This window comes from Peribacillus sp. NPDC096622 (assembly GCF_044762665.1).
Taxonomy (GTDB): Bacteria; Bacillota; Bacilli; order Bacillales; family DSM-1321; genus Peribacillus; species Peribacillus frigoritolerans_B.
Window position 1 is genome coordinate 225,955 of record NZ_JBIWES010000007.1, and the last position, 23,042, is coordinate 248,996.

Here is a 23,042-nt window from a genome sequence, read left to right on the forward strand (position 1 = left end):
ACCTAGTCTGATGCATATGAGTATAAAATGCAGCTGAACATGGTGTAATCAATGGTGGGGATTGCATTCTTAGCTGGAAGTTTTCTTTATAGTCTGTAAATGTTCTTCTATCTTTATGCAAAGGAACATATATTTTATCAACAGTCTCGTCCGCTACATAACTGCTGAGTGTAGTAAATGGTAAGACATATTCTATAGAGCAGGCAGGAGGCGTCATATTGGGGAAAAAAATCTATGTTTTAGATACGAATGTCCTGTTGCAGGATCCGTATTCGATTTATTCATTCGAAGATAATGAAGTTGTCATTCCAGCAGTCGTATTAGAAGAATTGGATTCGAAAAAAAGGTATATGGATGAAATCGGAAGGAATGCCAGGCAAGTATCGAAATTGATCGATAGCTATCGTGAAAAAGGAAAGCTTCATCAGAGCATTTCGCTCCATAATGGAGGCAGCATAAGGATTGAACTCAACCACCGTTCATTTCATAAACTTCAGGAAATTTTTGTTGAGAAAACGAATGATAACAGGATATTGGCAGTCGCAAAAAATTTATCTTTGGAAGAAGAGACGAAGGAAGATGGAAAAACGGTCATTCTGGTTAGCAAAGATACTCTCGTCAGGGTTAAAGCTGACGCGATCGGTCTAGAGGCAGAGGACTTTTTAAATGATCGCGTCGTAGAACTGGATCATATATACGCTGGGCACAAAGAAGTGTTTGCCTCGATTGATAATCTGAATAAGTTTTATGAAAAAAGTTTTCTGGCACTGGAAGAACTGACAAAGGATTCATATTATCCAAATCAATTCCTGTTGATGAAGGACACGCTGGGCAGTTCAGCTTCTGCGATTGGGATAGTGGATGAGAACTGCAGGTTGGTTAAGAAATTGATGTATGAAGGGGAGCATATTTGGGGAATTAAACCGAGAAATGTCCAGCAGACCATGGCCCTTGATTTGTTGCTTCGTTCGGATATCCAGCTTGTGACGCTTATTGGTAAGGCGGGGACAGGTAAGACTTTATTGGCATTGGCAACAGGATTGATGCAAACTGAAGATTTGTCACAATATAAGAAACTTTTGGTTGCCAGGCCCATTGTTCCGGTCGGTAAAGATATTGGTTATCTGCCAGGGGAAAAAGAAGAAAAATTAAGACCATGGATGCAGCCGATTTTTGATAATCTCCAATTTCTGTTCAATACGAAAAAACCTGGGGAATTGGATGCAATTTTAGCAGGCATGAGTTCGATCGAAGTGGAAGCCCTCACCTATATCAGGGGAAGGAGCATACCGGATCAGTTCATCATCATCGATGAAGCGCAGAACTTAACGAAACATGAGGTCAAGACAATCTTGACGAGGGTCGGGGAGCGGAGCAAAATTGTCTTGATGGGAGATCCGGAGCAAATAGATCATCCTTATTTAGATGAATACAATAATGGTTTGACCTATGTTGTGGAAAAATTCAAGACCGAGCGTATTGCCGGCCATGTTAAATTGATAAAAGGGGAAAGGTCTGGATTGGCCCAACTGGCAGCTACACTTTTATAATGCAATCGGCAAGGGATATCCCTTGCCGATTGCCAAAGTTTTTGGCAAGAATGAACTAAGTCTTATTTAACAGTGAAAGACCGTACATTTTTTATCGGATCATTGATGTTGGAAGCGTCTCCGAAATAAATTTCCAGAGGGCCGCCCTCGGATATTTTAAGCGGCTTTCCATCCTTGGAAAAGCCCAGGAAAAATTCAAGTGCCGTTTCCAACGGGAATGTTAGCTCCTCATCATCGGTTGTAACGATGACTTCAGACACCCCATTTTCAGGTTCGGCATTTTTTAAAAAAGGTTCAAAAGGGATGCCGAAAGTCCCTTCCAGCAATCTTTGCTTCTCGAACTTCCGTTCCGTTTTTATTGTGGGTGGCATTATTGCGCCTTCCTGTATTTCTTTTTGCCAATGTTTGGAGGCGGCAATCGTATATTCTTCTAATTCATTGACTTGGACTCTTTCAGCGTGGAAATATGTATCGATTTCAACTTTACGGTCATCAAAAATCCATACTCCAGGATCTAGCGTAATTGGATATTTCACTTTTCCATTTATAAATACGATGGGTTCCAAATATCTCATTCCTTTCTGTTGCTCTTTAATGATTATAATCAATTATAATTGAAATGTCACATCTTCATGATGGTGAACAAATTCCATGGCTGGGTATATTCATTTGAGAGGTGATCGTTATATCTCAATGGCAAATTGTTTGTCAATGTCCTTGCTTTTTCACAAAACTAAAGGTAGAATTTAGAGATAAGATTTAATCGCTCTGAGCGGGGGGATTTAACATGGCATCTGATATGCTTGTCAATCATCGAGAAAAAGCTTATGCTTTATTAAAAGCAGATGCTGACAAGATTCTAAAACTGATAAAAGTTCAAATGGAAAATCTCACTATGCCTCAATGTCCTTTATATGAAGAGGTACTTGATACGCAAATGTTCGGCCTATCACGAGAAATTGATTTTGCCGTACGCTTAGGTTTGGTAGAGGAGACCGAGGGTAAATCCCTTTTGGAAACCCTTGAACAGGAATTGTCAGTTTTGCATGAAGCATCGGTAAAAAAATAATAGATAAAACATACTAACTCAAACAAATCTCGATGATTGTTTGAGTTTTTTATTTATATACATAATTAGTTAATAATGTTATACTATATTCAATAGTGACATACTAATTAATCCGCAGAAGCTCAATTTGAGTTTTTTATTTTTTGAATTTTCGATCTAAAGTTCAATGGTCATCCCCCCCATTTTAAAAAATTTCTCAATCGCATTAAACATGTGGGTTTTTCCGGTCAAATGAATTTGACCAACAATGAATCGTTAGTAGGGGAGTCAGAGCTAATTCCTTGTTTTTTTATACGAATATATGTAATTTTTTATTTTTTTATTGTATTCAGTTAATTTTAGTATTATGGTTATATTAACTGAATGTTAAATTAAATTGATAATATATTATTATAGCTAATTTTTCATTTGCTAGTGGTGTAGGGCTCTTTTTAGTTTTTATCGGATGTGAAAAACGAAAATATAAAATATATCGAAATAATTACATCAGCGATAAAATGAGCTTAATCAGAATGGACTCCTTATTTGGGAAATGAATTCTTGAATAAAAAGTGGTGGAAATCTTTCACGCTTTTTTTCTATATATTTTCAATAAAAATACATATTGATTAGGGTGGTAGCAATGGGGAAACGTATAGAAAAAGTACTTGCGGCAAATCGTGGAGAAATAGCGATAAGGATTTTTCGGGCATGTACGGAATTAGACATTCACACAGTTGCAATCTATTCAAAGGAAGATTATGGTTCTTATCACCGATATAAAGCGGATGAGGCATATTTGGTTGGGGAAGGCAAAAAGCCGATTGATGCATACCTGGATATTGAAGGCATCATTGCGATTGCCAAAATGAGCGGAGTCGATGCGATTCATCCCGGTTATGGTTTCCTTTCAGAAAATATTGAATTTGCGAAACGTTGTGAGGAAGAAGGCATAATCTTCATAGGACCAGAATCAAGACACCTAGATATGTTTGGTGACAAAGTAAAAGCTAGAACACAAGCTGAACTGGCTGATATTCCGGTAATCCCTGGTAGCGATGGACCGGTGACCAATGTTGAAGAAGTCAAGGAATTTGGTGAACAATACGGTTTTCCAATTATTATAAAAGCCTCATTAGGAGGCGGCGGACGCGGCATGCGGATCGTCGAAAAAATCGAAGAAGTTGAAGAGGCTTATGATCGCGCAAAATCAGAAGCTAAAGCAGCTTTTGGTAATGATGAAGTCTATGTAGAGAGATTCATACAAAATCCGAAGCATATCGAAGTTCAAATTTTGGCTGATACTCATGGGAATATCGTCCATTTATATGAACGTGACTGTTCCGTTCAGAGACGGCATCAAAAAGTTGTGGAAGTGGCACCTTCCGTTTCCCTTTCCGAAGATTTGAGGGAAAGGATTTGTGAGGCAGCCGTCAAGTTGGCAAAAAATATTGATTATGTAAACGCTGGTACGGTCGAGTTCCTAGTCGCAAATGGCGAATTTTACTTTATTGAAGTCAATCCACGGGTGCAGGTTGAGCATACCATCACTGAAATGATTACGGGCATTGATATCGTTCAATCTCAAATCATGGTTGCTGAAGGGCATGAACTCCATGGCAAAAAGATTGGGATTCCCGAACAAGCAGGAATTAAAACTCATGGATATGCGATTCAATCAAGGGTGACGACCGAGGACCCATTGAATAATTTCATGCCTGATACCGGGAAAATGATGGTTTACCGTTCCGGTGGGGGATTCGGTGTTCGTCTGGATGCAGGGAATGGGTTCCAAGGTGCGGTCATCACACCTTATTATGATTCCCTTCTCGTAAAACTCTCTACTCATGCGCTTTCATTTGAGCAGGCAGCTTCCAAAATGGTTCGTAACCTTAAAGAATTCAGGATTCGTGGTATTAAAACAAATATCCCCTTCCTTGAAAATGTTGTAAAACATGAAAAATTCATAAATGGGGAATATGATACATCGTTCATTGATTCAACACCTGAATTATTTAGCTTCCCAATTAGAAAAGACCGTGGGACAAAAATGCTTTCATATATCGGAAATGTGACAGTGAATGGATTCCCGGGAGTCGAGAAAAAGAAAAAACCTGTTTTTGATCCTGCTCCAATTCCGAATGTTGGTGGCCTGCCGCTTATCTCGGGAACAAAAAATATACTTGAAGAGCAAGGTGCAGAGGGACTTGTCAATTGGATCAAAGAGCAGAAAGAGGTATTGATCACAGATACGACTTTCCGTGATGCCCATCAATCTTTACTGGCGACGAGAATTCGGTCGAAAGATATCCTTGATATCGCTGAGCCTACAGCAAAACTGCTTCCTGATTTATTTTCAATGGAAATGTGGGGCGGGGCAACTTTCGATGTCGCATATCGCTTCTTGAAAGAAGACCCGTGGGACAGGCTGTTAAGTTTCAGGAAAAAAGCACCGAATGTCCTATTACAAATGCTTTTAAGGGCTTCAAATGCGGTTGGTTATAAAAATTATCCTGATAATGTCATTCGTGAATTCGTAGAGAAATCAGCGGATGCAGGCATTGATGTTTTCCGTATCTTCGATAGTTTAAACTGGGTTAAAGGGATGGAATTGGCGATTGATGCAGTCCGTCAATCCGGCAAAATTGCGGAAGCTGCCATTTGTTATACAGGGGATTTGAATGATCCATCACGCAGCAAGTATAATATCGACTACTATAAAAATATGGCGGTGGAATTGGAACAAGCCGGTGCCCATATTTTAGCGATCAAGGATATGGCTGGCCTCTTGAAACCTGATGCTGCTTACCGCCTTGTCTCCGAACTGAAAGAATCGACATCCCTTCCGATCCATCTGCATACTCATGATACAAGCGGAAATGGAATTTACATGTATTCTAAAGCGATCGAAGCTGGTGTGGATATCGTTGATACGGCGATTGGTTCATTGGCTGGACTTACTTCACAGCCAAGTATACAAACACTTCATTATGCATTGGAGGGTTCAAGCAGACAGCCTAAGTTGGAAGTCGATTCACTAGAGCGTTTAGGGGAATATTGGGGTGAGGTCAGGAAATACTATCATGACTTCGAAAGCGGCATGAATGCACCTCATACCGAGGTTTACAAACACGAAATGCCGGGCGGTCAATATAGTAATCTGCAGCAGCAAGCCAAAGCGGTGGGGCTCGGAGACCGCTGGCATGAAGTGAAAGAGATGTACCAGCGCGTCAATGTAATGTTCGGCGATATCGTTAAAGTGACTCCTTCATCCAAAGTTGTTGGGGACATGGCTTTATTCATGGTACAAAATAACTTATCGGAAGAAGATGTTTTGACAAAAGGTAAATCCATCGATTTCCCTGATTCAGTCATAGAGTTATTCGAAGGCTATCTAGGTCAGCCAGTTGGGGGATTCCCTAAAGAGCTTCAGGAAGTTATCCTGAAAGGGAAGAAACCTATAACAGTAAGACCGGGTGAATTATTGGAAGAAGTGGACTTTGCAGCGCTTAAAGAAGAATTATTCAAGGAATTGGGACGGGCAGTCACTGATTTCGATGTGCTTGCATATGCCCTATATCCAAAAGTATTCCTGGACTACAATAAAACGATAGAGCTGTTTGGAGATGTTTCCAACCTCGATACCGCGACTTTCTTATATGGTATGAGGCTAGGGGAGGAAATCGAAGTTGAAATTGAAAAGGGTAAAACGCTCATCGTAAAATTGGTTTCAATCGGTCAGCCATTGGCTGATGGAACACGGGTTGTGTATTTTGAGTTGAATGGTCAATCACGTGAAGTGATCATCAAGGATGAAAACATTAAATCTTCCGTTGTATCAAAAGTTAAAGCTGACCCAAAAAATAAAGAACAGCTCGGTGCGACAATGCCAGGTACGGTTATTCGTGTAGTGGTCGAGAAAGGAGATCAGGTCAAGCAGGGTGATCACCTGATCATTACGGAAGCGATGAAAATGGAAACTACCGTGCAAGCACCATTCTCCGGGACCATCAAAGATATTTATGTAAAAGATGGAGAAGCGATCAGTACTGGAGACTTATTGATTGAAATAACTAAGTAATATCGCTGACTGTGACCTTGTGAATGATTTAGGGTATATGGGGTATGCTTGAGGTTTCAAGCTGCTCTGTACCCTCTTTTTAGGCAATGTACGGTCATCTTAAGATAAAACAAAAACCATCATTCCCGGAATGGTGGTTTTTGTTTTATCTTATTATATTATTGATTGAACAATCAGACATTAACGGGCGGGGACGGTTGGTGTTATATCCTGTTCATCCTGTCCTTTGACTGTATGCGTGGAGTTTCTTTTTTGCTTGGCAAGTGCATTTTTTTTGCTTCTTGATGTCAATAGCAACAAATAGCTCATTACACCAAAAAAGCAGGCAATGAATAATGCATGTGTCAATGCGATATATAAGTTTTGCCTTGAGAAAATGATAAAGGCTCCAGCGGTAACCTGTAAAAATACGAGAATGAATGCAGCAATCCAACCGCCATATAATACTTTTTGATTTTTGTAATGTTTTTTTGCTATATAAGCCACATATGATACCCAAATGAAAATAGCTCCTGCGATTGCACGGTGTCCCATCTGAATCCATTCATAAAGGTTAGAGGGGAGTGCAATACTGTCATTTACACATAAAGGCCAATCCTTACAGATAAGACTTGATTCTGTATGCCTTACAAGAGCACCCGTATATACGACTACCAGACAAAAAGTCAATACGCCAATAATATGGAATTTCATTCGTTTGTCAACTATAAGTTTTTCGGCTTCGAACTTCTTGTCTACTTCAAAAATCAACAATGTCAGTAAAAAGACGGCAGCAAAGGAAATGAGCGATATGCCAAAATGAAGGGCAAGGACGAAATCGGATTGTGACCAAATGACGGCAGCGGCACCGATTAACCCTTGCAGTAACAGAAAACCAAAAGAAAGGACGGATAAGAAACGTGCTTCACGGATATGGCCGATTTTTTTCCAAGACAAATACGATAAAAGTAAAACCAAGAATCCTCCAGCACCTGAAACGAGACGATGGGAAAGTTCAATGACCAATTCAATCGTGATTTTGTCCGGTATCAATTGGCCATTGCACAATGGCCAGGACCTGCCGCATCCCATGCCGGAATCCGTCTTCGTGACTAAAGCTCCGCCAAGTAAGATGAAAAGCATTACAATCGTTGTTAAAACAGCAAACCATTTAAGAGACGATTTCACTAGTAGCCCCACCTTTTTCTCTGTAGCAAATTAGGATTGTTCCATAAAATTAATAATAGCATAAGGTTTTTCATAATATTTGTCGAACTTCCTCGATATTACACAAAATAGAATGATTTTACAAGTTCAGTTAATATTATAACTATTAATTAAAATGCCTGAAATAGTTGAAAGTTACAAGAGACTTTGATAGAAATAAAGGGAGTGTAAACCTTCAAGTAGGAGCAAAATAGGGAATGAGCCTAGGGGATGATGATAATAGGATACTATTCATGTTCTTGATGAACATCTTACAAGAGCAGTAAATTATTGAGACACAAATTGGTCAAAAATATCCGAAAAATTTTCACAAAAGCTTCCAAAAATGTGTTTTAATATATTGAAGAAATGATTTTACTAAATTTTACTGTTATTAAGCATGATATTAAGAATGATAGCTCTCGATGGAGTCCATTGACGACGGTCATTGGTAAATAATTTACTTTTTGCTTACGCTTCCTTGGTTACAAATATCAAAAAGTATGAAATAATGTTCTATAGCATATGTAAGTATTTTTTGCATTTGCGTCTGTGCTGAATGATTTAAAGGAGGAAAACAAATGTCAGAAACAAGGGGTTTGTCAGAAGCTGTCATGGAGGACAGTAAAGCCGCCCTTCAATCGGATATACCTGAAACAACAGCTTGGAAGGATTTTCTCGCACTTATAAAAGTGGGGATCGTCAATTCAAATATAATTACAGCTTTTACCGGCGTGTGGTTAGCTCTTCATTTTTCGGGGCTTAGCTTCTTAAACAATCTAGATGTAGTGTTTTATACACTTGCAGGTTCAGCGCTCATAATGGCGGGATCTTGCAGTTTCAATAATTATTATGACCGTGATATCGATCATTTAATGGAAAGAACGAAAAACCGTCCAACGGTAACTGGGAAAGTACAGCCTTCAAAGGTATTGGCGTTAAGTTTCGGTTTAATTGCTGCAGGGCTGATTTTACTTGCATTTACTAATATGACAACTGCCATACTAGGTGCATTCGGCGTCTTCGCCTATGTTGTTTTATATACTATGGTTTTCAAACGTAGATTTGTTTCGAATACGATTATAGGCAGTATCTCCGGAGCGGTGCCTCCACTTATCGGGTGGGCTGCAGTCGACCCGGGCCTTGATAAGATCGCCTGGGTCCTGTTCGCGATCATGTTCTTGTGGCAGCCCCCTCATTTTTATGCACTTGCAATGAGGCGTGTCGAAGAATATCGGGCAGCTGGAGTACCTATGCTTCCGGTCGTAAAAGGGTTCAAGGCTGCAAAAAGATCGATTATGCTATGGATCGTCTGTTTAATGTTCATTCCTTTCTTTTTAACTCCATTAGGAACTCCGTTAGTTATTCTTGCTGCATTATTAAGCACAGGTTGGCTTATTTTGGGGATTAAGGGGTATAAAAAGAAAGACGATGTTAAATGGGCAACATCCATGTTTGTATATTCTTTAAATTATATGACCATTTTATTTGTAGCGATGGTTATTGTCACACTCATCTAGTTTTAAACTGGCGGCCTGTTCTTTTACAGGCTCCAGCTTTCTGATAAATAATGCACTGACCGCCATTCATACATATTAACGGAACAACCGGGTCATACATAAGAGCGGTTACATGAATCATCTTAATAATTCCTTAGATTAGGGATTCTTTCTTTTTAGAAATTGACATAGAGAGAATATTCGCAATTGCGCCCATTTTTATTTTTGTGAGAAAATTTTGACGAAAGAGGGGTTTCTGAAGCTATGAAAAAAAGGCTGCACAAATGGCGCCTAATTGCTCTGCTGGGTATTGTAGGACTTGTCCTTTCGGGCTGCGGCGAACCATTTCTATCCGCGCTGAAGCCAGCTGGCGATGTTGCGCAATCTCAGTATGACTTACTGATATTGAGTACACTAATCATGGTACTGGTTATTATTGTTGTGATTATTTTGTTCGTTGTAGTTTTACTACGCTTCCGCCGGAAGGAAGGCGACGAAACAATACCGAAACAAATTGAAGGAAGTCATAAACTCGAAATTATCTGGACTGTTATTCCTATCCTTCTTTTAATTGTTCTGGCTGTTCCAACCGTCGTCACGACTTTCGACTTAGCCGACACAAAGGCAATGGATAAGAAAGATAAGGATGGAAAAACGAAGGATGCACTTGTCGTGAATGTTAGGGCAAACCTTTATTGGTGGGAGTTTGAATATCCAGACCTTGGCGTTGTAACAAGTCAGGATTTGGTTGTGCCAACAGATCAAAAAGTGTACTTCAATCTAACAGCTTCAGATGTTAAGCACTCATTCTGGGTACCGTCTGTCGGAGGAAAGATGGATACAAATACAGAAGGGGTCAATCAGTTTTTCTTAGAATTTGACAGTAAAAAGGCAGAAGATTCGAACAACTTGTTCTACGGAAAATGTGCTGAGCTTTGCGGTCCTTCACATGCTTTGATGGATTTTAAGGTCATACCGAAGTCTAAAAGCGATTTTGAAGCATGGACAAAAGATATGAAAGCCGCTAAGGAACCTGTCGTTGAAGGTGATCTAGCCAAACAGGGTGAAGATGTCTTTAATCAAAGTTGTATAGGCTGCCATGCGGTGACACCGAATGACAGCAGGCCTGAAGCTGCTCGTCAGGCTCCGAATCTGGCTACATTCGGTGAGCGTCAAAAAGTAGCTGGGGTATTGGATCATACGGAAGAAAATGTGAAAAAATGGATCAAGGATCCTGAGAAGTATAAACCGGGCAACACGATGACCGGTACTTACGGTGAACTTTCGGATTCAGATATTGATGCACTGGCAGCTTATCTATTAGAGCTTAAGGTGGAAGACAAATAGAACATTGGTTAAGGAGGTTAAATCGTGAGTACGTACGCTAATAAAAAAGGATTTGGCGCTACGATTTGGGATTATCTGACGACGGTAGACCATAAGAAAATCGCCATTTTATATCTTATTTCTGGCGGGTTATTCTTTGTAATCGGCGGTTTGGAAGCGATGTTTATCCGTATCCAGCTTGCAATCCCAAATAATGACTTCGTAAGTGCCGGATTTTATAATGAAATATTGACCATGCACGGTACGACTATGATATTTCTGGCAGCCATGCCATTGGTGTTTGCTGTAATGAATGCGGTTGTACCCTTACAGATAGGGGCACGTGATGTCGCGTTCCCATTTTTGAATTCGTTAGGTTTTTGGTTGTTTTTCTTTGGAGGAGTCTTTCTGAATCTTTCATGGTTTTTAGGGGGGGCTCCTGATGCAGGATGGACATCATATGCATCACTTTCCCTGCACTCCGAAGGCCATGGTATTGATTTTTACGTCCTGGGATTACAGATATCGGGATTGGGAACATTAATTGCGGGGATCAATTTCCTTGTAACCATTATCAATATGCGTACGCCTGGTATGACATATATGCGTATGCCGCTGTTTACATGGTCAACTTTCGTTGTTTCCGCATTGATATTATTCGCTTTTCCTCCGCTTACGGTAGGATTGGTGTTGATGATGTTCGACAGGATGTTCGGCTCGAATTTCTTTGATGTAGCAGCTGGCGGGAATACGATCATTTGGGAGCATTTATTCTGGATATTCGGTCACCCGGAGGTATATATCCTAATCCTTCCTGCTTTCGGTATTTTTTCCGAAATTTTCGCTACCTTCTCAAGAAAAAGATTATTCGGATATTCATCGATGGTATTTGCAACCGTTTTAATCGGTTTCTTAGGTTTCATGGTTTGGGCGCATCACATGTTTACCACTGGTTTAGGACCTATCGCGAATGCAATCTTTGCCGTCGCTACCATGGCTATCGCAGTACCGACAGGTATTAAGATATTCAACTGGATCTTTACGATGTGGGGAGGAAGCGTCAAGTTCACGGTGCCGATGCTTTATGCAGTTGCCTTTATTCCTTCCTTTACCATGGGTGGCGTGACAGGTATCATGAACGCATCCGCTCCTGCTGATTACCAGTTCCATGACAGCTATTTCGTTGTTGCCCATTTCCACTATGTAATCGTCGGTGGGGTTGTATTGGGATTATTGGCTGGTATCACATTCTATTGGCCGAAGATGTTTGGAACGATGTTAAGCGAGAAATTGGGGAAAGTCACATTTTGGACGTTCTTGATCGGTTTCCATTTAACGTTCTTCATTCAACATTTCTTAGGTCTAATGGGTATGCCTCGCCGCGTATTCACGTTCTTGGACAATCAAGGACTCAATACGGGTAATATGATCAGTACAGTCGGTGCCTTCTTGATGGCTTTTGCAGTCATCGTCATGGTAATCAATATCATCATGACTTCAGCGAAAAACGAAAAAGTCGGCAATGATCCTTGGGGAGACGGCCGTACACTGGAATGGGCCATTCCATCACCGCCGCCGTTTTATAATTTTAAACAACTGCCGCTTGTCCGCGGATTAGATCCTTACTGGGTTGAGAAAATGGAAGGGAAAAAGGAAATGACTCCTGCAGAACCACTGGGGGATATCCATATGCCTAATTCATCCATTCTGCCTTTAACGATTTCTTTCGGTTTATTCGTAGCCGCATTCGGTGCTCTATATAATATGGATGATAAGACATGGACACTGCCTATAATCATTGTCGGGCTTTTGATTACATTCGTTTCAATGTTAATCCGTTCCGTTAAAGATGATCATGGATTCCATATTCATAAAGAAGACCTTATGGACGATAAAGACAAGGGAGGTAAGGCATAATGCAAGCAGATGAAAGATTCACGGATGCCACTTGGCCTGCTTCTCCCGAGAAAGCGACTTTAGAAGGTAAAAATAAGTATTTGGGATTCTGGTTGTTTCTTGGTGGAGAGACGGTATTATTCGCCTCACTTTTTGCAACTTACCTTGCATTGAAGGATAAAGTTCCAAATGGTGACGCTGCCTTAGCTAAAGATTTATTCGAATTACCGCTGACTTTTGTAGCAACCATGCTGTTATTGACCAGTTCATTAACCAGTGTGTATGCGATGTACCATATGAAAAATAACCACTTTAAACAAATGCAAGCATGGCTTGTAATTACGGTTGCTCTTGGCTTTGCTTTTCTAGGTCTCGAGATATATGAATTTAATCACTATGTTCATGAATTCCATCATACTTTTACGAGCAGTGCATTCGGCTCCGCGTTCTATACGTTAGTTGGTTTTCACGGCGCGCACGTTGCCTTTGGTTTGGTTTGGATCATATCTCTTATGGTACGTAATGCAAGAAGGGGTTTGAATTTGTACAATGCCCCTAAATTTTATGTTGCGAGTCTATATTGGCATTTCATTGACGTAGTCTGGGTGTTTATCTTTACTGTCGTATACTTAATGGGAATGGTGGGATAACTGATGGCGAATGAACAATCAAATTCAGCGAACCCGAATGTCGATTTAAAATATCGCCGTAAGAAAAATGCTGAAGAGATGAAACACCAAGTGATAACATTTACACTTATGATCTTCTTTACATTAATTGCTTTTGCTGCAGTAGGAATTGAGGGTTTTTCACATTGGTTCATTAAACCAGTCATTTTGCTGCTGGCAGTTGTACAAGTGATTTTCCAATTGTATTATTTCATGCATATGAAGCATAAAGGGCATGGAACCATTGCATTGTTTTTATTTTCCGGCCTTGCAGTCGGCTTGATAACAGTGCTGACTTTCGTAACAATCGTCTGGATATGAATTATGCAGAAAATCGGCTATTGAATGATAGCCGGTTTTCTTTATGTGTTGATTGCTAGAAAAAGAATCCAAGTTTATCTATATTTGTTACCATGTTTCATTTTAGGTATAATGAAAGTAAGAAAAAGTTCATGAACGAGGTGATTTTTTTGTCTATTGATATTTTCGGATTTCGCGCTTTGTGGAGTCCTTATTATTTTGCCGTCCTCGTACTAATAACCGTTGGCTATTTTTGGCTGGTGACAAAAAAAAGGGAGAAGTTTTCGGACAGTTCATCGCTTTCCGTTAAACAGGCAACTTATTTTTTGATAGCCATGTTCCTTCTATATGTGGTAAAAGGATCGCCACTGGACTTATTGAGCCATATCATGTTCAGTGCCCACATGTTTCAAATGGCACTGCTCTATCTCGTGATTCCGCCTTTATTTATCATAGCGGTTCCAGATTGGCTTATAAGAACTTTCATAAATTCAAGGGGAGTGAAGACTTTATTTCGATTTTTCACGAGACCTCTTGTCGCCCTTTTACTATTTAATGTTCTTTTCTCGCTGTACCATATCCCATTAGTGTTCGACTTTATCAAAACTGGGATGTGGTTTCATGCCGGATACACGGTCCTTTTATTTACGACTGCCGTTTTGATGTGGTTCCCGCTTGTCAATCGACTGCCGGAACGTGAAAGTCTATCAGGTGTGAAAAAAGTAGCTTATATTTTCGGCAGTGGCATTCTAATGACCCCTGCTTGCGCTTTAATCATTTTTGCTAATGATCCGATGTATGATACATTTACGAATGCGGAATCTTGGGCGAGTGCCATGGAACTTTGCGTTCCTGCTTCAGCACTGTCGGGCTTAACGCTCAGTGGCCCGGAAATGTTCAATGGCCTGCCATTGCTTGAGGACCAACAGCTTGGTGGAGTTCTGATGAAGGTGATTCAAGAAATCGTTTTAGGCTATGTATTAGGTGTCATTTTCTTTGCTTGGTTCAAAAAGGAGAATGGCGGCCAAAATGATATCGATCCGATACCTTCGGATTTTCAGACTGTAGAATAATTGTACGATAAAAAGACTTGTCTTGAGGCGGACAAGTCTTTTATCTGCCTTTGACTGATTTTCGAATTAAAGCAAATAGCCAGTGATTTGACTTGGCTATTCTATAAAAGTGAGCATTCTGTTAATAATCCTTGATTTTATTGAATTTTATGATTGCCTCTTATAAAATGGTAGTTGATTAATAAATATAGAGAGGACTACACTTCATATGTCTTTACCAATCCTTCCAACGATAAGTACAGCCTTCATTGTATTAAGTGCCATCACTGTTGCAATTGGCTGGTATCAAATTAAACAACGCAAAATCGAGACCCATAAAAAAACCATGATGGCAGCTGCGATTTTTGCGGTGATCTTTTTCACTATATATCTTTCCCGGACGGTCTTCATTGGTAGTACGTCATTTGGCGGACCCGATGACATAAAAATTTATTATACGATTTTTTTGATTTTCCATATAACTCTTGCAACAACTGGAGCTGTTTTGGGAATCATCATGCTTACCACTGGGTTTAAAGGAAAATTCGCCATCCATAAAAAAATCGGGCCTGCGACAAGCATCATTTGGTTTTTCACTGGGATTACTGGAGTAGCTGTTTACATCCTGCTTTATGTGATTTATCATGGCGGCGAAACAACATCTTTAATAAAGGCGATCCTAGGATTTTAAAATGACGAAAAAGCCTGGTGCAAAAGAAGCATCAGGCTTTTGTAATGGATACAAAAAAAGAGAGCATCACGCATGACCCTCTCTCTTTGTACCCGATTTTCGCTGACGGCTTTTACAGGCCGTTGAATTGTGTAAGTTCTTCTTTGATTTGAGCGAGGATTTTTTCACATTGTTTAACTAGTGATGCAGGGAAATCCTCTCCTTCACCATATTCAACTCCGTGTGGATAATAGTGTTTTCCTAATAGAGGAACCATTAGTTTGATGATGGCCCTGTGAGCGCCAACATCGCCCTCTGTAGCATAGCCAAGTATTCTCAGGTAAAACGTGCCTTCTTTTAATTCGAACTTACGATCGTAACTGACTCTTTCGTAATCCCATTGTTCTGCTCGTATTAAACCATATTGCGGCATTAGGTCATCTAGTCGGTTTAAGTCGGCTGTGATGTTTTCGATTCCAAAGCTTTCAAATTTCACGAGTAGTACCTCCTATGTTTACTATTGAGAATTAAAATGACATACCGGGAAAATATTATGTACATGAATATATTAAAAATCTCCAAGTATGTTTATAATATACCATTTTATCCTATATTTTATAATAGTACGAAATGGTGGAAGTTGCAATGAACTCAACCATGGTATTTTAATCATTCACAAAGGTTCCATTTTTTTAATAAATTTAATGAAGGGGCAGTCAATCGTAAATTAGAAAATTATGATTGAACAGTGATATAATCAGGAAAGAAAGGTTTTTGCATTGGATACATAAATTAGATAGAGAGAGGGAGTGTTCCTCTGCGCAGTTTAGGTAAGGTGTTGGTGTTAATCATTATTTTTTTCGTAATCGGTATTTATCTTAATATCGGCGATGAAGATGAAGGAAACCCTCTTATTGATGGTAACAAAGGTGTTAACCCCAATGGACATATAAATGAAAAAAGCACTTCCTCTGAAAAGGAAGGGGTTACTGAAGTGACAGAAGGTCTGGCAGTAACGATCGGGAAAAATGCAAAAGAGATAGAAAGGCAATATGGTAAGCCGGATCGAATTGATTTGTCAGCCTACGGATATGAATGGTGGGTGTATAAAAAGGACTATAATAATTATTTCCAATTAGCCGTTGAAAATGAAAAAGTGGTATCCGCTTATGGAATAGGTGATGAGGTCAATGTCGCTCCTTTTAAAATTGGACAATCGATTGATGCCATCTATTCCAGTTTATATGTGGAACCTACCGTTGATATTGAAGTTGGTCACAGTTCCTATCGTTTTGAATTGTCGGAGGAAGATATGAACATGAGGCCGTTGATTGATTTAGGGAATATTAATGTTCAGCTTTATTTGGATAAATTCACCGGGACTGTTTCAAGCATCCGATTTTTGGATGATTCCACCCTATTGAAACAAAAGCCGTATGAGTTGACCTATCATGGTGAACTTGTGACAGTTAAGGATCTTTCTGATGAAGACATGGTTAAAGTGGAAGATGGCAATGAGCAGCAAATTTTCGATATTACGAATATAATGCGAAGCAGGTTTGATTTGAAGCCTTTAGAATGGGATGCCGCAACTGCGGAGGTTGCTTACCTTCATAGCCGGGAAATGACGGACACACCTGAAGGGACCCATGTGTCTGAAATAAAGGGGGATTTGGAAAAGCGTCTCGATGCAGGTCATGTAAAATACAGGGCGGCAGGTGAAAATATAGCGGCCAAATATGTGGATGCAGCTGCAGTCATGGAAGGTTGGCTAAATAGCAAAGGGCATCGGGATGCGATGCTGGACGAGGAATTTACAGGTCTGGGCGTCGGGGTATATAAAAAGTATTACACCCAGAATTTCATAAAGAGATAAAGAAACGGATCCGATTTGGGTCCGTTTTCTTGTTGTGGATCATATTTTCAAAATGAAAAAGGTTTGTGTCGATAAAGCTTAAAGTTCCCGATCCCCACCGTGGCCTTCCCCTCGATGAGGATCTTTTGCCAATGGAGTGTTTTACATAAGGAACTTGGATTCCGCAGTTAGTCCAATTGCATATGAAAAGGAATGTTATGCACTTTTTATTTACCTTTAGCATATGGTGCAATAGGCGATGTCTAAGTGTGAGGTGAGAGTAATGGCAAAAAGAAAGCGGCCCTCCGTGGATAAATTTCGGGAGTTTGTAAAGGAACATCCTCATTTAGTGAATGAAGTGAGAAGCAAACAAGCAACGTGGCAGGAACTTTTTGAAGAGTGGTATTTACTCGGAGAAGATCATCCACGCTGGCAGGCTGACGGCAGTGTGGGTGCGCCCAAAGAGAATACAGGATCTCCATCACCGCCGGTTGAAAAGGGAGACCAAAGCACTGAGTTGATCGGGTCGTTAATGAGTGCCGTTAAAAACATGGATATGGGGCAGATTCAACAATATATTACGAATGCCAATCAGGCCATCGGTGCAATCCAAGGAGTGCTATCTGCTTTCCAAGGGAATAAATCAGGTGATACCAGTCCTCCCCCAAAAGAAAAAGAGCAGAGAGCTAACCCTTTTTTATTCTCCAAAGATTAAGGAGGGTTTTTCATGCGTCAGAATATATATGAATTCATTCAAACAAATGAAGATATGCGAAATTACTTGAGGATTCAGCCTGCATGGTACAAAAGGTTAATGCGTAATCCACATGAAGTGGATGTGTTTGAAACAGAAGCGAAATATTATTTTGAGAAGTCGATTCCACATCGTGTCTCTAAATTTTCGGAAAGCGTTCAGGTTGCCTCAATGATGCTTCATATGTTTCAAGCGATGAATGCTCCAGGTGAATGAAGAAAATAAGAGTAAATTACTCCTTTTGGCGAACAATAAAGGCAAAAGGGGGACGATGGAATGAGAAAGTTGATATTGGCTCTAACAGTGTTGATGGCAGCGTCGGGGTGTGGGAAGAAAATACCGGAACCTGAAAATTCAGGAATAGCCATGCAAGGTGTTTCTACACTTGCTGCCAACACTGTATCGAGCATCCAAAACTCGGATGAGGACTTTCGGGTAAAAACGTTTGTAAAAGGCAACTCTGTCTATGTAGAGTGCTACTTGAAAAACTATGTTTTTTCTGAATCAAATCCTGAACAATTGGCAACTGTGTCCGTATTTATTGATAATCAAAAGAAAGTCGATATGAAAACCGCGGCATTTATCTTAAAGGATGTTCCGAATGGCATGCATAAGATTAAGTTGGAGATTTTGAATGGTGCAGGTGAAAAAACAGGTCTGCAAAAAGAGATTGAGGTACATATCACTTCCTCGATTTAATCAAACCATTAGCATCTAAAAGGGAGAAATGGTAAAATGGTTGTGGAGGTGAGCTTGTTAATGCTTGCTACTATGGAAATCATCGACATTTTACATCAGGCTGATGGATTAGCTGAAATGATCCTTCATTCTGAAATAGGGGAAGAATACCTCCTTAGTTTATATAAATTACAAAACGACAAAGATGCCCAGCGGAAAATTTCCAAGTTTACTTCGCTAAAGGATCTATTTGAAGATGTTCAAAGGTTCGGTAAATATCATCCGGATTATAAACGCATCAATTTAGAAACGAGGCAAGCTAAACGAGACATGGATATGCATCCTGCCGTAGCAAGGTTCAAGCGGGCGGAGACCGAATTGCAATCCGTTCTTGATGAAATAAGCGGAAGAATTGGCCGAGCGGTTTCTGAACAGGTCAAAACGCCGGCGGGGAATCCATTTTTTGTTTCATCCGGCGGATGTTCAACGGGAAGCTGCGGAACCGGGGGAAGTTGCGGGTGCTCTGCTTAAGGTAATGGCCGGATTGTGAACATTAGGCTGGTATATAACATGCAGCCATCGAAATTCGACATTGCTACGAAGTTCGGTGGCTGTGTCATGTTTGGAACCTTCTTCGGGACATTCAATGAACCGATGCATGTATAAAGGTCTTTCATTGTACCTTGTTTTTATCATTTATATTCCGGATACGTGACAAAGCGATTAACTGCGAAATAAAATACAATCCGGACAAAGGTTGCCGCAGCAAAACATCTTTTGCTGTGGCACATAAAAACGATGCCGGAATACATATAAATGTTCTTCCTGCCGTACGAAAATGGTTTCACAATGAAGCTGCTTGCCACGCATTGAAAGGCTTGCGGCTTTTTTTATTAAGAGAGAAAGCTTACCATCATCATTTTGTGCCGGATGATAATGGATATATATAAATGGTATACCTGTGAACTTTTTTATCGAAGCTTGGGTAATATCATCATTATCTAATAGATGATCAATAAATTGATGCCAGATTTGATTTAAATCCATCGTTTGTTTTGCTCCCTTCACAGTGTATATATTCATAATAGTGAGAGAATTTTGTTTATAATCTTTTTTTCTTGGTTGAAAGTAAAGATTCTGCTATGCTACACTTAGTTAAAACCTTTATAAAAGGGAGTTATTGATATGCTTGGAGCGAGACAGGGAATCATCGTCTATTTACATACATTAAAACAAGCCAAAATGCTTAGGAAATTTGGAAATATCCATTATGTTTCAAAAAAGTTGAAATATGTTGTGCTTTATACGAATATGGATGAAGTGGAACCACTAGTGGAAAAGCTGAATAATTATTCGTTCGTTAAAAAGGTGGACCTTTCTTATAAGCCTTTTCTGAAGGTGGAGTTCGAAAACTCCAAACCGGATAAAGCGAAAGAATATGATTATAAAATGGGAATTTGAAAAGAGCTGACTCATGCGGAGTCAGCTCTTTTCATTTTCCGGGCATCAACATCTTTCAACCTAATGGCGGAAGATATCTATTCATTCGCAAAATGCCGATTAAGTGTTGGTAGTACAACTCTATTTCTGCAAAGAGCACCGAAGGTTTCACGTCGATTTCAATAATTGGTCTATCCAGTTCCTCCGCCAAGTTCTCAAAAAGCTCATAGCGTTTGTTTTTGGTGGCATGTGGGTTAGGTATACCTTCACGGCAAATGTAAAGCGGCTGGAATTTCCCGGGATCTGTAGGCTCCATGACGATAACCAATGACGTTACCTTTTTATCATTTATAGTAGTATGCATGGCCAATAGCCTTGCAACTCGATGTTTCTGATTGCGACCTACTTCCAGCAACTCATATATATCGGAATATCCTTGTCCAATTTCAATAAAACGTTGAATCAATTAAACCTCTCCTAACTAACTTATTATTCATTACTTTATCATTATCCCTCATAAAAGAGAAGGACAACTTCATTGACGAATCATGACAAAGAAAAGTGGTTTATGAATAAAAAAAAGCCCTGCAAAAATATGCAGGGTCCTTCTATGTCTAACTAAGGACCAGAAGGCAAAGGGAGAGGAGAAACCGGAGGAAGAACTTATGGGGAAACGTAAGCCTTCTCCGCGGTTGGCAACAACACCTAAAAAGGAATGTTGTTATTCACATTATTGCCAAAAACCACTTTATTATTCAAAATGTAAAAGATTTATAAAAAGAATGGATATCTTCTATCCATGGTACGAAATGATAAGTTCTTTTCATCTTGGAAATGAAGCCAAATGGGTTTAAATATTGGCTAGCTTTTTCTAATATGTTAGGATAGGAAAGTAACAGAAATTTGTCATAAAATGTGGTGAGGATAATGAGGGTCGTTTCCGGAATTTGCAAAGGAAGACCACTTAAGGCTGTACCGGGTACAGGAACCCGGCCGACTACTGATAAAGTCAAGGAATCCATTTTCAACATGATTGGTCCTTATTTCGAAGGAGGGCTGGTCCTCGACTTGTTTGCGGGAAGCGGTGGACTGGGAATTGAAGCGTTAAGCAGAGGCATGGATAAAGCCATATTTGTCGACCGGGATTTTAAAGCAAATCAAACGGTCAAGGCCAATTTGGAACTATGCAAGTTTTCAGACCGTGCAGAAGTTTATAAAAATGATTCAGAGCGTGCACTAAAGGCTTTGGTGAAAAGGGAAATGACTTTTGAATTGATTTTTCTTGATCCACCTTATAAGAAACAAAAGCTAGTCGAGATTCTTGAAGAAATACATAAATACCGATTGCTGAACGATATGGGATACATTGTTTGTGAGCATGGCCATGATGTTACTTTGCCAGAAAAAGTTGGTGACTTTACCGTTAAGAGAAAAGAAGTTTATGGCGTCATTGCCGTTACGATTTATCAATGGGGAAACGTACACGAACAGGGGGAACTATGAATGTCCAAAATAGCGATTTGTCCGGGGAGTTTTGATCCAATAACTTTTGGTCATCTTGATATCATTCAAAGGGGAGCGAATGTTTTTGATGAGGTGTATGTGGTCATCGTGAACAATTCAGCGAAAAATTCTCTTTTTACAGTGGAGGAGAGACTGGAACTAATTACTGAAGCGACTGCCCATATGCCGAATGTTAAAGTGGATTTCTATCAGGGATTGACGGTCGACTATGCTGAAAGCGTTTCCGCGAATGCGATCATCAGGGGATTGAGGGCGACTTCCGACTTTGAATATGAAATGCAGGGAACTTCGATGAACCGATTCCTTAACAATAAAATAGAGTCATTCTTTATCATGACGAAAAATCAATATTCTTTCTTGAGTTCAAGTATCGTGAAAGAGGTTGCGAAGTATGGCGGGGATATTTCCGAACTAGTGCCAAGCGTCGTCCAGAAAGCTCTGGCCAAAAAATACGAGGAACTGAAAGGATAGAAAAAAGAGCATTGCCCACGCGCAATGCTCTTTTCAGTTTGTAGACAAAAGGGGTTCGGAATTTAAAAAATTCCGAACCCCTTTTAAAATTCCCTTGAAATTTTGACCAAAGGATAAGAGATTTGGGCTCTTCGTGCCACTATGTTAAGCCATTTTAGGACCTTTCCATGTCCAAGTGGCCATCTTCTTTAAATTAATGGCAGCGAAAGTAAGCATCGCTTGCATCGACAATTTTTTAAGTCCCCTTAAAGTATTCCAACGCATACCATGCTTTTCTTTTGCATCTGCGAATACACGCTCAATCGTTTCTTTGCGTTTCGCATATATAGGTTTTACATCTTGATGATGACGCAGATGATCTGCTTCTTCCACATATGCTTGCCAGATATGCCGTGTCACTACTTTTTGATAGTCTTTGCTTTCAGTACACCGTGATAAAAATGAGCATGTTGCACAAATTTGTTTTGGCGATTTGTACTCGCGATAGCCCTCTTTATTTGTTGTTGAGTACTTTAAAGTTTCTCCCGAAGGGCAAAGATAACAATCAAAGTGTTCATCGTAAACATAGTCATGTTTGCGAAAGAATCCTTCTTTTGTACGAGGACGTGTATAGGGTAAAGCAGGTGTGATTTCTTTGTTAAATAGATAGCTTGTAATCACTGGTGTTTTATAAGCTGCATCTGCGGCAACTGCTTCTGGTTTTCCAACTCTCTTAATCACTTGCTCAACAAGTGGCTCCAAAATATGACTGTCATGTGTATTACCAGGTGTTACAATCGTTCCCAATACAAAACCGTTGCGGTCTGCGGCCGTATGGAATGAATAGGTATACTGTTTTGTTCGTTCATCTTTCACATAGTAGCCACTCTCAGGATCCGTAGTACTTTCTTTAATTACTTTGGTTTCTTCCTTATCAAATTTATCTGGTGGAAAAGGCTTCTTTCCATGGTTTTTCACGATCTTGATTTATTTCATCTTGAAGACGTCCTTGATATGCTCGTGTTTCTTTGCGTACGATTTTCTTTTCAAATTTACGCTTATTCGC

The 23,042-nt window shown here is 39.9% G+C and carries 24 protein-coding genes and 1 pseudogene; 19 read left to right on the forward strand and 6 right to left on the reverse strand.

All coding sequences use genetic code 11. The features are described 5' to 3' along the window. The first annotated feature begins 218 nt into the window (after nucleotides 1-218). Nucleotides 219-1,550 carry a PhoH family protein gene (locus ACIQYG_RS15175; protein ID WP_402839286.1) on the forward strand — a complete coding sequence of 444 codons (1,332 nt, stop codon included), beginning with the start codon at nucleotides 219-221 and terminating at the stop codon, nucleotides 1,548-1,550. Between the two features lie 62 nt (nucleotides 1,551-1,612). Here the strand turns inward: ACIQYG_RS15175 and ACIQYG_RS15180 are convergent, their stop codons facing one another. After that, complete coding sequence (locus ACIQYG_RS15180; RefSeq protein ID WP_402839288.1) at nucleotides 1,613-2,116, reverse strand: peptidyl-prolyl cis-trans isomerase; 504 nt, start codon at nucleotides 2,114-2,116, stop codon at nucleotides 1,613-1,615. A 221-nt stretch (nucleotides 2,117-2,337) separates the two neighbouring features. On the opposite strand from ACIQYG_RS15180, the gene ACIQYG_RS15185 reads away from it, so the two are divergent. Both ACIQYG_RS15185 and pyc read left to right on the forward strand, forming a co-directional pair. After that, on the forward strand, nucleotides 2,338-2,619 hold the full coding sequence (locus ACIQYG_RS15185; RefSeq protein WP_402839290.1) for an Fpa/YlaN family protein: 282 nt from the start codon (nucleotides 2,338-2,340) through the stop codon (nucleotides 2,617-2,619). A 622-nt stretch (nucleotides 2,620-3,241) separates the two neighbouring features. Continuing rightward, the gene (pyc, locus tag ACIQYG_RS15190; RefSeq protein ID WP_402839292.1) at nucleotides 3,242-6,679 is read left to right on the forward strand and encodes a pyruvate carboxylase; all 3,438 of its coding nucleotides are present in this window, start codon (nucleotides 3,242-3,244) and stop codon (nucleotides 6,677-6,679) included. A 180-nt stretch (nucleotides 6,680-6,859) separates the two neighbouring features. Here the strand turns inward: pyc and ACIQYG_RS15195 are convergent, their stop codons facing one another. Then, the gene (locus tag ACIQYG_RS15195) at nucleotides 6,860-7,846 is read right to left on the reverse strand and encodes a COX15/CtaA family protein (RefSeq protein WP_402839293.1); all 987 of its coding nucleotides are present in this window, start codon (nucleotides 7,844-7,846) and stop codon (nucleotides 6,860-6,862) included. A gap of 599 nt (nucleotides 7,847-8,445) precedes the next feature. Here ACIQYG_RS15195 and cyoE point away from each other — a divergent pair. The 7 genes from cyoE to ACIQYG_RS15230 all read left to right on the forward strand — a co-directional run bounded on the left by cyoE (nucleotide 8,446) and on the right by ACIQYG_RS15230 (nucleotide 15,296). Then, nucleotides 8,446-9,384 (forward strand): heme o synthase, encoded by a 939-nt coding sequence (gene cyoE, locus ACIQYG_RS15200; RefSeq protein WP_402839294.1) that lies wholly within the window; start codon nucleotides 8,446-8,448, stop codon nucleotides 9,382-9,384. A 243-nt stretch (nucleotides 9,385-9,627) separates the two neighbouring features. Next, complete coding sequence (coxB, locus tag ACIQYG_RS15205; protein WP_402839296.1) at nucleotides 9,628-10,710, forward strand: cytochrome c oxidase subunit II; 1,083 nt, start codon at nucleotides 9,628-9,630, stop codon at nucleotides 10,708-10,710. A gap of 24 nt (nucleotides 10,711-10,734) precedes the next feature. After that, complete coding sequence (ctaD, locus tag ACIQYG_RS15210; protein ID WP_402839298.1) at nucleotides 10,735-12,606, forward strand: cytochrome c oxidase subunit I; 1,872 nt, start codon at nucleotides 10,735-10,737, stop codon at nucleotides 12,604-12,606. Continuing rightward, entirely contained in the window at nucleotides 12,606-13,235 is a 630-nt protein-coding gene (locus tag ACIQYG_RS15215) for a cytochrome (ubi)quinol oxidase subunit III (protein WP_402839300.1), read from the forward strand. The genes ctaD and ACIQYG_RS15215 overlap by 1 nt, the downstream gene beginning before the upstream one ends. A 3-nt stretch (nucleotides 13,236-13,238) precedes the next feature. After that, nucleotides 13,239-13,574: a cytochrome c oxidase subunit IVB gene (ctaF, locus tag ACIQYG_RS15220; protein WP_402839302.1), complete on the forward strand. Its 336-nt coding sequence runs from the start codon at nucleotides 13,239-13,241 to the stop codon at nucleotides 13,572-13,574. 140 nt (nucleotides 13,575-13,714) lie between these two features. Further along, nucleotides 13,715-14,626 (forward strand): cytochrome c oxidase assembly factor CtaG, encoded by a 912-nt coding sequence (gene ctaG / locus ACIQYG_RS15225; RefSeq protein ID WP_402839360.1) that lies wholly within the window; start codon nucleotides 13,715-13,717, stop codon nucleotides 14,624-14,626. A 208-nt stretch (nucleotides 14,627-14,834) separates the two neighbouring features. Then, entirely contained in the window at nucleotides 14,835-15,296 is a 462-nt protein-coding gene (locus ACIQYG_RS15230) for a DUF420 domain-containing protein (protein WP_048684536.1), read from the forward strand. Between the two features lie 112 nt (nucleotides 15,297-15,408). On the opposite strand, the gene ACIQYG_RS15235 is transcribed toward ACIQYG_RS15230, so the two are convergent. Next, entirely contained in the window at nucleotides 15,409-15,771 is a 363-nt protein-coding gene (locus ACIQYG_RS15235) for a YugN family protein (RefSeq protein ID WP_402839305.1), read from the reverse strand. 345 nt (nucleotides 15,772-16,116) lie between these two features. On the opposite strand from ACIQYG_RS15235, the gene ACIQYG_RS15240 reads away from it, so the two are divergent. From ACIQYG_RS15240 to ACIQYG_RS15260, 5 genes are all read left to right on the forward strand, one after another. After that, nucleotides 16,117-17,151: a CAP domain-containing protein gene (locus tag ACIQYG_RS15240; RefSeq protein WP_402839307.1), complete on the forward strand. Its 1,035-nt coding sequence runs from the start codon at nucleotides 16,117-16,119 to the stop codon at nucleotides 17,149-17,151. A 262-nt stretch (nucleotides 17,152-17,413) separates the two neighbouring features. Then, on the forward strand, nucleotides 17,414-17,845 hold the full coding sequence (locus ACIQYG_RS15245) for a YlbD family protein (protein WP_402839309.1): 432 nt from the start codon (nucleotides 17,414-17,416) through the stop codon (nucleotides 17,843-17,845). 12 nt (nucleotides 17,846-17,857) lie between these two features. Then, nucleotides 17,858-18,100, forward strand: a complete 243-nt coding sequence (locus tag ACIQYG_RS15250; RefSeq protein ID WP_207437561.1) for a YlbE-like family protein — start codon at nucleotides 17,858-17,860, stop codon at nucleotides 18,098-18,100. Nucleotides 18,101-18,160: 60 nt separating this feature from the next. Beyond that, nucleotides 18,161-18,583, forward strand: coding sequence for a hypothetical protein (locus ACIQYG_RS15255; protein ID WP_402839311.1), 423 nt, complete (start codon nucleotides 18,161-18,163; stop codon nucleotides 18,581-18,583). A gap of 60 nt (nucleotides 18,584-18,643) precedes the next feature. Then, on the forward strand, nucleotides 18,644-19,093 hold the full coding sequence (locus ACIQYG_RS15260) for a YlbF/YmcA family competence regulator (protein WP_402839362.1): 450 nt from the start codon (nucleotides 18,644-18,646) through the stop codon (nucleotides 19,091-19,093). A 192-nt stretch (nucleotides 19,094-19,285) separates the two neighbouring features. On the opposite strand, the gene ACIQYG_RS15265 is transcribed toward ACIQYG_RS15260, so the two are convergent. Continuing rightward, complete coding sequence (locus tag ACIQYG_RS15265) at nucleotides 19,286-19,609, reverse strand: hypothetical protein (protein ID WP_402839313.1); 324 nt, start codon at nucleotides 19,607-19,609, stop codon at nucleotides 19,286-19,288. A gap of 138 nt (nucleotides 19,610-19,747) precedes the next feature. Between ACIQYG_RS15265 and ACIQYG_RS15270 the strand changes: the two genes are divergently transcribed. Then, nucleotides 19,748-20,023: a YlbG family protein gene (locus ACIQYG_RS15270; RefSeq protein WP_048684554.1), complete on the forward strand. Its 276-nt coding sequence runs from the start codon at nucleotides 19,748-19,750 to the stop codon at nucleotides 20,021-20,023. 55 nt (nucleotides 20,024-20,078) lie between these two features. On the opposite strand, the gene ACIQYG_RS15275 is transcribed toward ACIQYG_RS15270, so the two are convergent. Then, nucleotides 20,079-20,468, reverse strand: coding sequence for a DUF7147 family protein (locus ACIQYG_RS15275; RefSeq protein ID WP_053534320.1), 390 nt, complete (start codon nucleotides 20,466-20,468; stop codon nucleotides 20,079-20,081). A gap of 199 nt (nucleotides 20,469-20,667) precedes the next feature. On the opposite strand from ACIQYG_RS15275, the gene ACIQYG_RS15280 reads away from it, so the two are divergent. The 3 genes from ACIQYG_RS15280 (at nucleotide 20,668) to coaD (ending at nucleotide 21,997) form a co-directional block, all read left to right on the forward strand. Further along, nucleotides 20,668-20,856, forward strand: coding sequence for a hypothetical protein (locus ACIQYG_RS15280; RefSeq protein ID WP_402839316.1), 189 nt, complete (start codon nucleotides 20,668-20,670; stop codon nucleotides 20,854-20,856). 73 nt (nucleotides 20,857-20,929) lie between these two features. After that, a complete protein-coding gene (gene rsmD, locus ACIQYG_RS15285; protein WP_034313946.1) occupies nucleotides 20,930-21,505 on the forward strand; it encodes a 16S rRNA (guanine(966)-N(2))-methyltransferase RsmD in 576 nt (191 codons plus the stop codon). Further along, nucleotides 21,506-21,997, forward strand: a complete 492-nt coding sequence (gene coaD / locus ACIQYG_RS15290; protein ID WP_034313942.1) for a pantetheine-phosphate adenylyltransferase — start codon at nucleotides 21,506-21,508, stop codon at nucleotides 21,995-21,997. A gap of 144 nt (nucleotides 21,998-22,141) precedes the next feature. Here coaD and ACIQYG_RS15295 read toward each other — a convergent pair. Next, nucleotides 22,142-23,042 (reverse strand): annotated as a pseudogene (locus ACIQYG_RS15295) (transposase); the annotation flags it as partial.

Coding starts and splice junctions, on each gene's coding strand:
- ACIQYG_RS15185 (WP_402839290.1), top strand. CDS start 2,338: ATGGCATCTGATATGCTTGTCAATCATCGAGAAAAAGCTTATGCTTTA.
- pyc (WP_402839292.1), top strand. CDS start 3,242: ATGGGGAAACGTATAGAAAAAGTACTTGCGGCAAATCGTGGAGAAATA.
- cyoE (WP_402839294.1), top strand. CDS start 8,446: ATGTCAGAAACAAGGGGTTTGTCAGAAGCTGTCATGGAGGACAGTAAA.
- coxB (WP_402839296.1), top strand. CDS start 9,628: ATGAAAAAAAGGCTGCACAAATGGCGCCTAATTGCTCTGCTGGGTATT.
- ACIQYG_RS15215 (WP_402839300.1), top strand. CDS start 12,606: ATGCAAGCAGATGAAAGATTCACGGATGCCACTTGGCCTGCTTCTCCC.
- ctaF (WP_402839302.1), top strand. CDS start 13,239: ATGGCGAATGAACAATCAAATTCAGCGAACCCGAATGTCGATTTAAAA.
- ACIQYG_RS15230 (WP_048684536.1), top strand. CDS start 14,835: ATGTCTTTACCAATCCTTCCAACGATAAGTACAGCCTTCATTGTATTA.
- ACIQYG_RS15245 (WP_402839309.1), top strand. CDS start 17,414: ATGGCAAAAAGAAAGCGGCCCTCCGTGGATAAATTTCGGGAGTTTGTA.
- ACIQYG_RS15250 (WP_207437561.1), top strand. CDS start 17,858: ATGCGTCAGAATATATATGAATTCATTCAAACAAATGAAGATATGCGA.
- ACIQYG_RS15255 (WP_402839311.1), top strand. CDS start 18,161: ATGAGAAAGTTGATATTGGCTCTAACAGTGTTGATGGCAGCGTCGGGG.
- ACIQYG_RS15260 (WP_402839362.1), top strand. CDS start 18,644: ATGCTTGCTACTATGGAAATCATCGACATTTTACATCAGGCTGATGGA.
- ACIQYG_RS15265 (WP_402839313.1), bottom strand. CDS start 19,609: ATGGATTTAAATCAAATCTGGCATCAATTTATTGATCATCTATTAGAT.
- ACIQYG_RS15270 (WP_048684554.1), top strand. CDS start 19,748: ATGCTTGGAGCGAGACAGGGAATCATCGTCTATTTACATACATTAAAA.
- ACIQYG_RS15280 (WP_402839316.1), top strand. CDS start 20,668: ATGGGGAAACGTAAGCCTTCTCCGCGGTTGGCAACAACACCTAAAAAG.
- rsmD (WP_034313946.1), top strand. CDS start 20,930: ATGAGGGTCGTTTCCGGAATTTGCAAAGGAAGACCACTTAAGGCTGTA.
- coaD (WP_034313942.1), top strand. CDS start 21,506: ATGTCCAAAATAGCGATTTGTCCGGGGAGTTTTGATCCAATAACTTTT.